Raw genomic sequence first — 14139 nt, 5'->3', positions numbered from 1 at the left:
CCTCCAACACTTTATGCATTCGTTTCAAAACTCCATCGAATGGCGGGGTCTTATCGCCCTCCGGAAAAACGGTTGCCTGTCATGGTTTCAATCCGCACGCCTTCCCGATAGTAAGCGTCCATCACATCCTTTGGCACCATGCTTCCGCCGGTAGCCCAGCAAATATGGGTGGCGTTTTTCATTTTTTCTTTCAAATCGTTTTCCTCTACATACGTTTGTCCCGCCGAATCGCGAAACAACCGAACAGGCCCCTCCACTCCCGCCAAGGCGGACGGCTCTAAATAGATTCCTTCTGCATCAGCCATGGCTGCGAGCAAGCGATACAGCGTCGAATCGTCCACCGTATAGACGCCGCTGATGACGTTCTCAAGCATGTTCCCCACCAACCTCGACGGCCGGCCCACCGCCAGCCCGTCAGCTTCCGTCTTGTTATCGAGGCCAAAATCTTGCACCGACACGCGATCGTGCTGTCCCGTCATCAGGCCGAGCAACATGCAAGGCGAATGCGTCGGTTCAGCGAAAAAGCAATGGACATGATCGCCGTACACGAGCTTCAGGCCAAACGTCACCCCACCCGGACCGCCGCCGACGCCGCAAGGAAGATATACAAAGAGCGGGTGGTTTTCATCAACCGTGATGTTCATATCCTCTAATTGCTTTTTCAGCCGAAACGCCGCCACCGCATAGCCTAAAAACAGATGGATCGAGTTCTCGTCATCGATAAAATACGACGTTGGATCCTCGGTGGACCGTCTTCTCGCCTCTTCCACCACTTTGTTGTAGTCGGTGAGATGTTCGACAACCGCAACCCCTTTGCTTCGCAGCAAGTCTTTTTTCCATTGTTTCGCATCGGCTGACATATGAACGGTAACGCGGAACCCAAGCTTCGCTCCGATGATGCCGATACTCAAGCCTAAATTTCCCGTCGAACCAACGACAAGCGAATAGCGGGAAAAGAACTGTCCGAATTCCTCGCTGTCCATCACCGCATAGTCGTCCCCCATGGTGATCATATGGTTTGCCAGCGCGAGGTCTTCCGCATGTTTCAGAACCTCGTAGATTCCCCCTCTCGCCTTGATCGATCCGGAGATGGGAAGATGGCTGTCACATTTCAGCAACAGCTCCCCTTCAATGTTGGTCTGAAACATCTTTTCCAAACGCTGTTTCATGTTCGGAATTCGCACTAAAGGGGATTCGATGATACCGTGGGCCGTTCGCGTCTCGGGAAATGCCTTCGCGATGTAGGGGGCAAAGCGGCGCAATCGCTCTTCGGCCTCCTTGACATCGCGCTCGCGTAAAGGAATCGTTTGAATAGCTTGCGCAAACGCGTGATATTTTGGATTGCGCCAAAACACCTCTTCGGCCGCCATGATCATTTCAAGCAGCGGGAATTCCTTTACCCACTTTTGGATTTCGTTTTTGGTCATCATGCACCATTCTCTCCCATGCGTGTTTGTCGTTTCGCACCCTTGGCGGATGCCGGTCCAAAGTTCACTTCATTGTTTGCCGAACCGTTTGCCGTTTACCTTCAGTCTCGCGAAAACCGCTTCCATTGTCAATGGGGATGAAGGGAAATGGTTTGTGGATGACATTCGGGAGTGATCCCCAGGCCTCGTCGGAATGGCCAAGCGAGGCATGATCCGCTTTGAAAAATGCCTGTCTTTCCATTATGATGAAAGAGGCAAACCATATTCGTGGAGATGATGATCATGAGCAATCGTCGCGATTTATCGCTTTTGTTTCTCGTGATGTTTTTGGTCATGGCCGGGTTTGGCATCATCATTCCCGTCCTTCCGTTTTACGCAGAAAAAATCGGCGCGACTCCAACACAACTCGGTTGGCTAATGGCCGTTTATTCGCTCATGCAATTTTTATTTGCGCCGATGTGGGGGAAATTATCGGACCGATATGGACGAAAACCGATGTTGCTTGTCGGCATTTTTGGTTTGGCCCTTTCGTTTTTCTTGCTCGCCGCCGCCACAACACTTTGGATGTTGTTTGCCGCTCGCATCATCGGGGGATGTTTATCCGCCGCCACGATGCCGACCGCTATGGCATATGTCGCAGATGTGACAACCGAAGAAGACCGGGGCAAAGGAATGGGGATGATCGGAGCGGCCGTTGGGCTTGGATTTATTTTCGGACCCGGAATCGGCGGCATATTTTCCAAAACGAGCTTGACCGCTCCGTTTTGGATTGCAGGCAGCTTGGCACTGCTGACAGCTATATTCGTTTTCGTTTTCTTGCATGAATCGCTTCCGAGAGAAAAACGATCGAACATAAAAGCGAAACGACCATCGCTTGCGGTTGCTCTCCGAAGCCCTTTGGCACGCCTATACATGTTGCAGCTCATCGTAACGTTTTCCCTCGCCGGACTTGAAGCGACGTTCGCCTACTTTGCCGCTGAACGAGCAGGGCTTTCGTCGACGGAACTTGGCTACATCTTTATGATCATGGGGCTTGCAGGAGCCGTCGTCCAAGGGGGGCTTCTTGGAAAACTGATCCGCTCATTCGGGGAAGGCGCTGTCATTCGTTTCGGGCTGTTCCTGTCAGCAGTTGGCTTTTTTCTCATTTTATTCGTTCATAGCTTTTGGACAGCCGCGCTCTATTTAACGATTTTCGGCATTGGCAACGGCGTCATCCGCCCGTGCGTCTCCGCCTTGTTAACGAAGCATACAGCGGATGGCCAAGGAAGTGCGACAGGCGTCTTATCCTCGTTCGATTCGCTCGGCCGCATTGGCGGTCCGGCGATCGCCGGCTGGCTGTTTACCTTAAAGTCCAGTTTGCCATATATGGCAGGGATTGTGCTAACACTCATTTCCTTTGCTGTTTTTCAATCATTTCAACGAACGATGATGCAAAAAGACTCGGCCCTTTGACACAGAGGAGGATGGGGGTAGAAAAGCACCGATTTATTCCCAGTTACACTCACGTATGGAAGTAAAGCTCTTATTCTAGGGTGATCAAAAATCAACGTCTGTACAGGAGGAGGACCGCCTTGAACATCGTTCCAATCAAACAATTGAACCGCGCCATCGTCCACCAGTTTTTCACCAACCATTGGGGAAGCCCGCAAATGGTTGTCTCGACCGGCATCTATAACTGCAGCGAACTGGATGGATTTGCGGCTGTCGAGAATGGACAGCGGATCATCGGGCTCATTACGTTTGTGATTCGCGGAAACGAATGCGAGATCATCTCGCTAGACAGCATAATGGAAAACCGCGGCGTCGGCAGCACCCTTTTGCATGAGGCGGAGACATGGGCGAGACAACAAAGGTGCACCGCTGTTCAACTGATCACCACCAACGACAACTTGCATGCGCTTCGTTTCTACCAAAAGCGCGGCTACCAAATTGTGAATGTCTTTCCGAACGCTGTCGACAAGGCGCGGCGAATCAAGCCAAGCATTCCGAAAACAAGTCCTGACGGCATTCCAATTCGGGATGAGTTATTGCTGGTGAAACCACTGGCGTGACACGATGTGATGATGACGCCGTATTGGAAAAGAAGCATCGGCCTCCTCCCGAGACCGGTGCTTCTTTCAATTTTTTGAACACTCCTCCACCTATGACGCTAGCCGTGAGGAGTGTCAAATTTCGGTGGCAATATGATAAATGTAATAGACCCCATAGGCGATGCTGATGAGGGAAACGGTTTTCACCATCCATTGGTTCATGGCTTGCTGTCTCGCTTTCATCCAAACGAACGGAACGCCAAGGAATGTCGTGAATAACATCATGCCGATGACCGTCCCTAAACCAAAAATCAAAATAAAGGAAAGCGCCATCCAAGTTCCTTTGACCGTCGTCATCGTCAACAATACCATCCCAGCGCTTCCGGCCAATCCATGGATAATGCCGATCAATGTCGATTTGATATGTAAATGATGAATATCGCCATGGTGATGATGATCCGTACTCATTGTCGAGCGAAAACTGGCGATTCCTAAAATGACGATCATTACGCCAACGGCCATTTCAAGGTAAGAAGCAACCTGTTCAGGAATTTGCCGCTCAAAGGCGATCATCGCCATCCCGACAACGAGCAGCGTCAACGTATGGCCGATTCCCCAAAACATGCCGGCCAGTGACGAAAGAGAGAGCTTTTTCGTCCGACTGGCGATCGTGGAAACAGCAATCACATGATCCGGTTCCGTCGCATGTTTCATTCCTAGCAACAATCCAAACAAGAGTACAGGCCATATCGCTCCCATTGTCCCATTCCTCTCCCTTGTCATTAATATTTCCGCCAACAGACCAGCGCTTCCTCACCGCATTGTTGGCGAATAAACTGTTGGACGCGTTGAAATATCGCTTCGATGGCCGATGTTTCATACGCCAATATACGTACAGAAAAGCCTGGAACGGCTGCCGCTGAAAAACCGCAGCGAACCTCTTGCGGCATCTCTTCCATTAATTGGTTGAACTGTTCTAACACTTCCTTTGTGATGAACGGAGAAAGAGCCACCAATGATCCGACATGCGTATAGCCGCCAAGCTGCAGCATGCTCGTTAAGTGCTGCCGCGAATCCAAGTACAGATGATCAAACAGAACGAGCACTTCGTCTTGATACACCTTCAGTTTCGAACGAATCCAATCGTAGCGGAACAGCTGTCCGCTCTCCGCCCAACCTGGCGTGATGATCTCCCCGTACATAAACGTCGAACGGTTTGTTATATAGACGACCGTCTCCTGGATAAAACGGGCTTGCTCGTAGGCAATGAGAGGATCGGGAAAATATTCGAGAACACTTTCATCCCCCAAGGAAAATTGCGTATATTGCCAAACAGGCGCATGCGGAGTTTTGTACACTTTTGTCGCCGCTTGCGTCGTCATCATCAGTCTAGCGTGAGGCTCCAGCTTCATATTGATCTCGTAGCGGTCGCCATCGACGTACCCTCCCCCAACGTGGACAAGATATAACGTCGGATGAGCAGGATCGAGATAAACAGGGCGCATCAGTTTCAGCGCTCCTTCATTATAGCTGTCAGAAATGACGGTGCGGCCGTTTCTGAAGGCCGCTGTACATTGCAAACGCCCGGTCCAGCTCATTCTTCCAGCCCTGCCAGCAGCACCTGTTTTTCGATCCAATCCACAACGTCAAAAAGCCCGATCTCTTCTTTTAAATTCGTAAAAATGACCGGTTTCGCCCCTCGCGCCGCTTTGGCGTCCCGCTCCATCACTTCCAGGCTGGCGCCGACGTAAGGAGCCAAATCAATCTTATTAATCACGAGCAAATCCGACTTAATCATCCCTTGCCCGCCTTTGCGCGGAATTTTCTCCCCTTGGGCGACATCGATGACGTAAATGGAGAAATCAACCAACTCCGGGCTGAAGGTCGCCGCCAAGTTATCGCCGCCGCTCTCGATAAAAATGAGTTCCACATCTGGATGGCGCCGCTTCAATTCGTCGATGGCGGCAAAATTCATTGATGCATCTTCGCGAATGGCCGTATGCGGGCATCCGCCCGTTTCGACGCCGATAATCCGATCTTCCGGCAAGACGCTATGTTTGATTAAAAACTGAGCGTCTTCTTTTGTATAAATATCGTTCGTGATGACCGCAATGCTAAAACGGCGATGCATCGCCCGTGTCAGCTTCTCGACAAGCATCGTTTTGCCGGCGCCGACCGGGCCGCCAATGCCGATTCGTACGGGTTCCATCATGATATTCCCCCTTCTTCGTTTTCCATTCAAACCCAAATAGGCGCTGTTTTGTTTGTCCAACATTACGACATAAACAACCGGACGGGAAGGCGTTCATGTTGCATTTGCGCGATTTCCAGACCAACGGCTGCCGTCCCGAGCTCCTCTTCGTCGAGCGCCTCGATGATGCTTGCGGCATGAATCAAATATGGCTGCACCATGACGAGCAGCTTTTGCCCGTCCGTTTGGCCGAGGGGAATGCCTCGGACCGCGTTTTGCACCATCGTTTGTACGGAAGCAAACAAATACGTCAGCACCGTCGTTTGTTTGGCTGCTCCGATTTTGCAACCGACCGCCGCAAACACGATGGCCGGATGAATGGACTGCTTCGTTTGCACGATCTCATCGAGTTCATCGACCGAATAAATGTGGCGGCACAGTTTCCATAAGCGCTCCCCGATCATTCTCGTTCCTTCTCGCGTTTCCTTCGCCAGGCAGAGGGCAAACAGCGTTTCGTTCAGCCGCTGCAGTCCTTCCATGCTGTTGGATTCCAACTGCTCATAGGCGATCCGGCACGCTAATCCATCCGTATACGTCAGCTGGGTCTGGATATAAACGACAAGCGCTTCACGAAACGTTTTGGCATCGCAAATTTGTTCATTGTACATGTATGTTTCAAACCCAAAGGAATGGGAAAATGCTCCAGACGGAAAATTCGAATCCGAGAGCTGCAGCAGCCACAACAGCTGTTGGTCAGTCATGGCGGTGGCCGATATGGCGAAACGCTTGTTTTACTTTCCGTTTTTCCCGCTTGTACGGGATGGCGAGCTGCTGAAGCAGCTCTTCGACTAAATAGTCGTATTGGACGAGCATTTCCCCTTCCTCGAATTGGGCGGGCAAATGGCGGTTGCCGATCTGATGAGCGATCTCCCCCATTTGTTTCAACGAAACCGGCTTTATAACAAGCAAATCCTCGGGAAGAACGGAAACAACGATCGCGTTATGGTCATCCATCCACAATACATCTCCATCCGCCAATTCTTTAGCTTCCTTTAGGCGAATGCCAAGTTCCCGCCCGTGATCGGTCACGACCCGCTGGATTCGTTTCACTAAATCGTCGCTTGCCATGTACACCCGTTCGATGTGCGGGGGGAGAGAAGGGAGGGTTTGAATATTGCCGATAATCGTTTCAATAATCATCATCATCACCTCAAAAAAGAAAATATCGTTGCGCCATGGCCACCACTTCGGCCGGCTCGCACGTAATGAGCCGCCCGTCGACCTTCACTTCATACGTCTGCGGATCGACATCGATTTGGGGCATGGCGTTGTTGAATACCATATCGTTTTTAGTCAAAGAGCGAATGTTTCCAACCGGCTTGACGATTTTGTGCAGCCCCAGCTTGTCAGGAATGCCGCGCTCGAACGCCGCTTTGGATAAAAAGGTGATGGACGTTTTCGCGATGGCGGCGCCATAGCTGGCGAACATCGGGCGGTACAGCGCGGGCTGCGGCGTCGGAATGCTGGCGTTCGGGTCGCCCATCACGCTGTAGGCGATCATCCCGCCTTTGATGACGAGCTCAGGCTTGACCCCGAAAAAAGCGGGATGCCAAACGACCAAATCCGCGAATTTTCCGACTTCCACCGAGCCGACATATTCGGCAATCCCATGCGTAATGGCTGGATTGATCGTGTATTTGGCTACATACCGTTTGACGCGGACATTATCGCCCCGCCCCGTTTCCTCCGGCAAGCGGCCAAACTGTTTTTTCATTTTGTCGGCCGTTTGCCACGTGCGTAAAATGACTTCACCGACGCGCCCCATCGCTTGCGAGTCGGAACTGATCATGCTGAACGCGCCGATGTCGTGCAAAATATCTTCAGCAGCGATCGTTTCTTTGCGGATGCGCGAATCGGCAAAGGCAATGTCTTCCGGAACGGACGGATCTAAATGATGGCACACCATTAACATATCTAAATGCTCATCGAGCGTGTTTTTCGTATACGGCCGCGTCGGATTCGTGGAAGAAGGCAAAATGTTCGGGAAGCTGGCGACTTTCATAATATCGGGCACATGCCCCCCTCCGGCTCCTTCCGTATGGTATGTATGAATGACGCGCCCGTTAATGGCCTTCAGTGTATGCTCGACAAACCCGCCTTCATTCAATGTATCGGTATGAATGGCGACTTGCACATCGTACTCATCCGCCACTCGCAAGCACGCATCAATCGCCGCCGCCGTCGTTCCCCAGTCTTCATGAAGTTTGAGTCCAATCGCTCCGGCGCGGACTTGCTCAGCGATCGGCTCTTTCGCCGATGCGTTGCCTTTTCCTAAAAAACCGATATTCATCGGGAACGCTTCGGCGGCTTCAAGCATCCGGTAAATGTTCCACTCTCCCGGCGTGCACGTCGTGGCATTCGTTCCGGTCGCCGGCCCGGTCCCGCCGCCGATCATCGTCGTAATGCCCGATGACAGAGCAGTTTCGATTTGCTGCGGGCAAATGAAATGGATATGGGCGTCGACCCCGCCGGCTGTCACGATTTTTCCTTCCGCCGCGATCACTTCCGTTGAGGCGCCGATGACAATATTGACGCCATCCATTAACAGCGGATTCCCAGCCTTGCCGATGGCGGCGATGTTTCCATCTTTGATCCCGATATCGGCTTTGTAAATGCCGGTGTAATCAACGATGACGGCATTCGTCAGCACTAAATCGACCGCTTCGTCGCGGGTTGCGAGCGGATGTTGCCCCATCCCGTCGCGAATCACCTTCCCGCCGCCGAATTTCACTTCATCGCCGTAAACCGTATAGTCATGCTCAATTTCAATCCATAAGTCAGTATCCGCCAACCGGATGCAGTCCCCAGTCGTCGGTCCAAACATATCCGCGTATTGCCGTCTTGACATGGAAAAACTCATTCTCTTACTCCCCCCTTCCCGTTGCCATCAAGCGGACCGTTGACCATATTGTTTAATCCGTACACCCGGCGCTCGCCGGAGAACGGAACAAGCTCCACTTGCTTCGCATCCCCAGGCTCAAAACGAACCGCTGTCCCGGCTGGGATGTTCAAATGTTTTCCGTACGCCGCCTGCCGGTCAAATTCAAGAAACGAGTTGACTTCAAAAAAGTGAAAATGGGAACCGACTTGCACCGGGCGGTCGCCGCGGTTTACAACCGTCAGTTTCGTGGCCGATTTTTGTCGATTGCACACAATCGGTTCCTCACGCAATCGGTATTCTCCTGGGATCATATCATCACTCCTCTGTCCGCAGTCATGAAATCGTCCAGCGCCGTTACGACCGGATCGGCTGGTGGACAGTGACGAGTTTCGTGCCGTCCGGAAACGTCGCCTCGACTTGAATCTCGTCGATCATGTCAGCGACGCCTTCCATCACATCATCGCGTGTCAAAATCGTCGCGCCGTATTGCATCAACTCCGCCACCGTCCGCCCGTCGCGGGCGCCTTCCAACAGCTCATACGTAATGAGCGCCACCGCTTCCGGATAATTCAGTTTCAATCCTCGTTCTTTCCGGCGGCGCGCCAAATCGGCGGCCACGACTATCAACAGATTTTCCTGTTCGCGCGGAGTCAGTTTCACTCATCTCTTCCCCCTCTTGAATGCTCCCACCTATACTCGCAGGTTCAAGAAATCTCTCATTCGCTAACACCGCTGTCTGCTGCTTAAACAGCAAGAAACGATTGAATATAAGTCAAATCAGCCCCATCGACATCCCCCTTCGCCACGACAGTGCCGCGATCCAAAATATAGAAACGATCGGCACAAGAAAACGCCAGCTCCACGTTATGTTCGACCAATACGATGCCAACCTGTTTTTCTTCGGCGATTTTCATAATCACATCATGAATCAACTCAACGATCGACGGCTGAATGCCTTCCATCGGTTCATCAAGCAAGAGCAGTTTCGGCCGGCCGGCCAACGCGCGGGCGATGGCCAGCTGTTGCTGCTGTCCGCCGCTTAAATCCCCTCCCTTTCGCTGGCGCATCTCTTTTAAGACTGGAAATAATGCATACATTTCCTCAAGGATCGGCTGAGGACGGACGTTCTCGGCCTGCGCTTCCAACCCGAGAAGGATATTTTCTTCCACTGTCAGCGCGGAGAAAATTTCCCTCCCTTGCGGCACATAGCCGATCCCTGCCCGCGCCCGACGCTCCGGCGGCCATCGCGTGATATCTTCTCCTTCCCATTCGATCACGCCTGACATCGGGCGAATCAACCCGATGATCGTTTTCATCAACGTCGTTTTGCCGACTCCGTTTCTGCCCAACACCGCCGTCACCCGGCTGAGAGGAATGTCCATGCGAACTTGATCGAGCACAACGCTTTCGTCATAGCCAGCGGTTACATTCCGGAGGCATAACACGCGTTTTTCCTCCTTCCAAGATACACATCGATGACTTGTTCGTTTTGCTGCACCTCATCAATCGAGCCTTCGCACAATACTTTTCCTTCATGCATGACCGTCACTTGCTTCGAATAACGGCGGACAAAGTCCATATCATGCTCCACAATGATCACCGCACAATGTTTGGCGATTTCGTGCAGCCATTCCCCCGTGCGCTCCCGTTCCGCCGCGCTCATGCCGGCAATCGGCTCATCCAATAAGAGAAGTTGCGGGCGCTGAATCAGCTGCATGCCAATTTCCAACCACTGCTTTTGGCCATGAGACAGGGTGCCCGCTAATCGATGACGTTCATCAAGCAATCCAATTCTCTCTAGTTGTGCTGCCATGATCTCTTCCTCTTCTCCGGTCCGCTTCGCCCGCAAAACAGAACGCAGACGCCGATCTTGTCGCATGGCCAACTCCATATTTTCCCATACTGTCAAAAATGGAAAAATGGAAGGGCTTTGAAACTTCCGGGCGATCCCCATTTGCACAATTTCATATTCGGGCCGTTTCGTGATGTCATGGGAGAAAAACAGCACTCGGCCGTCCGTCGCTCTCGTCCGTCCGCAAATGACATCGAGCAGCGTCGTTTTCCCCGCTCCGTTCGGGCCGATCAAAAACCGCACTTCATGAGGGTAAACCGCGAGATCAACACCTTGCAAAGCGCGAAATCCATCGAAGTCAACGACGACGTCACGACACATCAACACGGGCTTCACGTTCATGCCCCCTTTTTGCTTTGATGCGAACGGCAACGAGCGATTCATAAATGCCCGCCAATCCTTTCGGAACCAATAACACGACAACGACAAACAGCGCGCCTAACAAAAGCAGCCATAGATCCGGATAATTTTCGCTTAAAAAGCTTTTCGCCGTGTTCATGACAATCGCGCCAATGATCGCGCCCATGAGCGATTGGCGTCCGCCGACAGCGGCCCATAACACCATTTCGATCGAAGGAATAATCCCCATCATCTCCGGGGAAATGAGCCCGACTTGCAGGACAAACAACGCCCCAGCCACCCCGGCAAAGGCTGCTGACAAACTATACACAAACACTTTATAGACGGTCGGATTGAATCCTAAAAAACGAACCCGGTTTTCCGCGTCGCGAATCGCGATGAGCACCTTCCCCAACCGTCCGGACGTCAAGCGGCGCGCCGCGACGAAAATGAGAGCGAGACAGGCCGTTGTCAGCCAATACAAAACGATTTGGGTGAGCGGCGATGACAGCGAAAAACCAAACACGGTCGAAAAATTGGTCAAGCCGTTCGTTCCGCCTGTCCATTCTTGCTTGCCGATAAACAACGTAACAAACACGACAACAACCGCCTGGGAAAGGAGAGAAAAATAGACACCTTTAATCCGATTTTTAAACGTTAAATAGCTTAATAGCGCAGCGAGCAACGTAGGAAGAGCGATCGCGGCGGCGATGGCCACCATAGGATGCGCAAACGGCTTCCAAAACCACGGCAGTTCGCGCACGCCGCTCCATTCCATAAAATCAGGCAAATGCCCTCGCGAAGCTTCGAGCTTCAAATACATCGCCATGCAATAAGCGCCTAACCCGAAGTACACCCCATGGCCGAGGCTCAAAATGCCGGTATAGCCCCAAATGAGGGAGATGCCGACCGCCACGATGGCAAAGCAAAGAAATTTGCCGAGCAGGGACAAGCGGAACTCGGTCAAATAAAACGGCGCAAGAAACAAGGCGGCAAAAAACAGCCAGTATCCCCAACGTTTGTTCACCATGCTCCCCCCTCAATCGAGCGACCGCGTTCTCACGCTAAGAAGACCGGATGGTTTCCATTGCAAGAAAGCAATAATCAAAACGAACACAATGACTTTGGCAATGGTGGCGCTTGTGGAATATTCGACGAACGTCGAAATCAAACCAATGCCAAATGCCCCCAGCAGCGTCCCGGCCAGTTTTCCCACTCCCCCTAAAATGACGACCATAAACGCATCGACAATATAGTATGTGCCGATCGTCGGCCCGATCGGCCCAAGCAAGGTCAACGCGCATCCCGCCACCCCCGCCAACCCTGAACCGATGGCAAACGAGTAAGCATCGACCTTTTGCGTGGCAATGCCGAGGCAGGCCGCCATCGACCGGTTCATGGTGACGGCTTGAATGCGTCGGCCAGCTCGTGTTTTCATTAAATACATATAGAGAAAGAAAACGATCGCCAACACAAGGCAAAGAATAAACAACCGTTTATACGGAAACACTGCCCCAAACAAGCGGATTCCGCCATCCAGCCAGCTTGGCGGCACAACCGCCACGTTGGGCGCCCCAAAGATAAGTCGGGCGGTCTGTTGCAAAATCAAACTGATCCCCCATGTAGCCAACAAACTGTCCAACGGACGGCGATACAAATGGCGGATCAAACTTTTTTCCAGCCCCCATCCAAGCAGAGCGGCGGCCAAAAATGACAATGGAATGGCGGCGACAAAATACAGCCCTGCCGAGTGCGGCATATGGCTAGTGAACCATTGCTGGATGACATAGGTCGTATACGCTCCGACCATCATCAGTTCACCGTGCGCCATATTGATGACGCCCATCAGCCCGAACGTGATCGCCAACCCAATGGCAATCAAAAGCAAAATCGAACCGACGCTCAGCCCGTTGAATAATTGGTCAATGAACATCGCCATCCCCCCTCTCATGTCCGCTGGGCGAGAAGGAAGGAAATCCCTTCCTTCCAAGTGAACTATTCACTTAATCCTTTCGCCCATGGATAGCTCTTTAAATACGGATCTGGCTTCACCGGCTGGCCGGAATTCCATAACTCTTTGAATTGTCCGTCCGCTTGGATTTCGCCAATGCGCACCGTTTTCCATAGATGCTGCGTTTCCCCGTCAATTTTCACCGTTCCTTCCGGCGCCTTGTATTCAAGGCCGGCCGCCGCTTTTTTCACTTGATCAACATCAAAGGAACCGGCTTTTTTCACCGCTTCGGCCCATAAATGAACCGCAGTATACGCCGCTTCAATCGGGTCATCAGTCACGCGGTCTTGTCCGTACTTTTCTTTATACTTTTGTACAAATGCCTTATTCTCCGGTGTATCGGTCGTCTGGAAATAGTTCCACACAGCCAAATGACCGGCCAACACATCCGGCCCGATCCCGCGGATTTCTTCTTCTGCGATGCTGACGGACATCACCGTCACGTCTTTCGGTGTGATGCCAGCGTCTTTCAACTGTTTGAAAAAGGCGACATTGCTATCGCCGTTGAGCGTATTGAAGACGACAGCCGGTTTCACTTGTTTGATTTTGCTGATAATGGTGCTATAATCGGTATGGCCGAGCGGCGTATATTCTTCCCCGACCACTTGCCCTCCTTCGGCCTTCAGCTGAGCCTTGATGATTTTGTTCGCTGTCCGCGGAAAGACGTAATCCGACCCGAGCAAGAAAAACGTTTTGCCGCGGTTTTTCAAGAGCCAGCTGACCGCCGGAACGATTTGTTGATTCGTCGTCGCCCCGGTGTAAAAGATGTTCGGTGATGACTCCATCCCTTCATATTGCACCGGATACCAAAGCAGCCCATTGTTTTGCTCCACAACCGGAAGCATCGCTTTGCGGCTCGCCGATGTCCAACCGCCAAAAATGGCGGCCACTTGATCTTTTTGCAGCAGTTTTTTCGCCTTTTCGGCAAACGTCGGCCAGTCCGACGCCCCATCTTCCACAACCGGTTCAATTTTCTTGCCGAGCAGCCCCCCGGATGCATTGATTTCCTCGATCGCCATTAACTCGGCATCGCGCAGCGACACTTCACTGATGGCCATCGTTCCGCTCAGTGAGTGGAGAATCCCTACTTTGACCGTATCGCCTTCTTTACTAGCTGAAGACGAATCCTTTTTGTTTTCGTTTTTTGCTTGATCAACAGCTGATGACGCCGCACATCCCCCAAGGGCAAAAACGCTGATGCATAAAAGCAACCATAATTTCCGCATGAATTTTGGTTTCATTCGGACACCCTTCCCCCTATTCATTTCTAAAATCAATGAGTCCCTATACCTCGTTCATCTAGCAAAGCGGCCTCCCTCCCTTGTTCCTCAAAGGTGATGAGTGATAT

Annotated in this window: 16 protein-coding genes; 2 read left to right on the top strand and 14 right to left on the bottom strand. The window is 52.0% G+C overall.

Annotation, left to right across the window (positions count from 1 at the left end; all coding sequences use genetic code 11):
- Window positions 1–50: 50 nt before the first annotated feature.
- The gene (locus B1A75_RS05955) at window positions 51–1430 is read right to left on the bottom strand and encodes a D-serine ammonia-lyase (RefSeq protein WP_079935900.1); all 1380 of its coding nucleotides are present in this window, start codon (window positions 1428–1430) and stop codon (window positions 51–53) included.
- 279 nt (window positions 1431–1709) lie between these two features.
- Here B1A75_RS05955 and B1A75_RS05950 point away from each other — a divergent pair, with 279 nt between their 5' ends.
- Together B1A75_RS05950 and B1A75_RS05945 are read left to right on the top strand one after the other, a co-directional pair.
- Window positions 1710–2879 carry an MFS transporter gene (locus B1A75_RS05950; protein WP_079935899.1) on the top strand — a complete coding sequence of 390 codons (1170 nt, stop codon included), beginning with the start codon at window positions 1710–1712 and terminating at the stop codon, window positions 2877–2879.
- A 119-nt stretch (window positions 2880–2998) separates the two neighbouring features.
- Window positions 2999–3478, top strand: coding sequence for a GNAT family N-acetyltransferase (locus B1A75_RS05945; protein ID WP_079935898.1), 480 nt, complete (start codon window positions 2999–3001; stop codon window positions 3476–3478).
- A gap of 114 nt (window positions 3479–3592) precedes the next feature.
- On the opposite strand, the gene B1A75_RS05940 is transcribed toward B1A75_RS05945, so the two are convergent.
- The 13 genes from B1A75_RS05940 to urtA all read right to left on the bottom strand — a co-directional run bounded on the left by B1A75_RS05940 (window position 3593) and on the right by urtA (window position 14032).
- On the bottom strand, window positions 3593–4216 hold the full coding sequence (locus tag B1A75_RS05940; RefSeq protein WP_079935897.1) for an urease accessory protein UreH: 624 nt from the start codon (window positions 4214–4216) through the stop codon (window positions 3593–3595).
- Window positions 4217–4239: 23 nt separating this feature from the next.
- Window positions 4240–5055 carry an urease accessory protein UreD gene (locus B1A75_RS05935; RefSeq protein ID WP_079935896.1) on the bottom strand — a complete coding sequence of 272 codons (816 nt, stop codon included), beginning with the start codon at window positions 5053–5055 and terminating at the stop codon, window positions 4240–4242.
- Entirely contained in the window at window positions 5052–5666 is a 615-nt protein-coding gene (gene ureG, locus B1A75_RS05930; RefSeq protein WP_013523944.1) for an urease accessory protein UreG, read from the bottom strand. The genes B1A75_RS05935 and ureG overlap by 4 nt, the downstream gene beginning before the upstream one ends.
- Window positions 5667–5731: 65 nt before the next feature.
- On the bottom strand, window positions 5732–6409 hold the full coding sequence (locus B1A75_RS05925) for an urease accessory protein UreF (RefSeq protein WP_079935895.1): 678 nt from the start codon (window positions 6407–6409) through the stop codon (window positions 5732–5734).
- Entirely contained in the window at window positions 6402–6848 is a 447-nt protein-coding gene (ureE, locus tag B1A75_RS05920; protein ID WP_011231415.1) for an urease accessory protein UreE, read from the bottom strand. Before ureE ends, B1A75_RS05925 begins: the two co-directional genes overlap by 8 nt.
- A gap of 10 nt (window positions 6849–6858) precedes the next feature.
- On the bottom strand, window positions 6859–8568 hold the full coding sequence (ureC, locus tag B1A75_RS05915; RefSeq protein ID WP_079935894.1) for an urease subunit alpha: 1710 nt from the start codon (window positions 8566–8568) through the stop codon (window positions 6859–6861).
- The gene (locus tag B1A75_RS05910) at window positions 8565–8900 is read right to left on the bottom strand and encodes an urease subunit beta (RefSeq protein ID WP_011231417.1); all 336 of its coding nucleotides are present in this window, start codon (window positions 8898–8900) and stop codon (window positions 8565–8567) included. The genes ureC and B1A75_RS05910 overlap by 4 nt, the downstream gene beginning before the upstream one ends.
- A 43-nt stretch (window positions 8901–8943) precedes the next feature.
- Window positions 8944–9249 (bottom strand): urease subunit gamma, encoded by a 306-nt coding sequence (locus tag B1A75_RS05905; RefSeq protein WP_079935893.1) that lies wholly within the window; start codon window positions 9247–9249, stop codon window positions 8944–8946.
- A gap of 83 nt (window positions 9250–9332) precedes the next feature.
- Complete coding sequence (gene urtE / locus B1A75_RS05900) at window positions 9333–10034, bottom strand: urea ABC transporter ATP-binding subunit UrtE (RefSeq protein ID WP_011231419.1); 702 nt, start codon at window positions 10032–10034, stop codon at window positions 9333–9335.
- On the bottom strand, window positions 10013–10777 hold the full coding sequence (gene urtD / locus B1A75_RS05895) for an urea ABC transporter ATP-binding protein UrtD (RefSeq protein ID WP_013145134.1): 765 nt from the start codon (window positions 10775–10777) through the stop codon (window positions 10013–10015). Before urtD ends, urtE begins: the two co-directional genes overlap by 22 nt.
- The gene (urtC, locus tag B1A75_RS05890; protein WP_021321539.1) at window positions 10752–11810 is read right to left on the bottom strand and encodes an urea ABC transporter permease subunit UrtC; all 1059 of its coding nucleotides are present in this window, start codon (window positions 11808–11810) and stop codon (window positions 10752–10754) included. Before urtC ends, urtD begins: the two co-directional genes overlap by 26 nt.
- A gap of 9 nt (window positions 11811–11819) precedes the next feature.
- The gene (gene urtB, locus B1A75_RS05885) at window positions 11820–12719 is read right to left on the bottom strand and encodes an urea ABC transporter permease subunit UrtB (RefSeq protein ID WP_031205812.1); all 900 of its coding nucleotides are present in this window, start codon (window positions 12717–12719) and stop codon (window positions 11820–11822) included.
- 56 nt (window positions 12720–12775) lie between these two features.
- Window positions 12776–14032: an urea ABC transporter substrate-binding protein gene (gene urtA, locus B1A75_RS05880; RefSeq protein ID WP_011231423.1), complete on the bottom strand. Its 1257-nt coding sequence runs from the start codon at window positions 14030–14032 to the stop codon at window positions 12776–12778.
- Window positions 14033–14139: the final 107 nt, after the last annotated feature.

It is taken from the genome of Geobacillus sp. LEMMY01 (assembly GCF_002042905.1).
GTDB lineage: Bacteria > Bacillota > Bacilli > Bacillales > Anoxybacillaceae > Geobacillus > Geobacillus proteiniphilus.
Note: the sequence above shows the minus strand (reverse complement) of the source record. Positions and strands in the feature narration are given on the sequence as shown.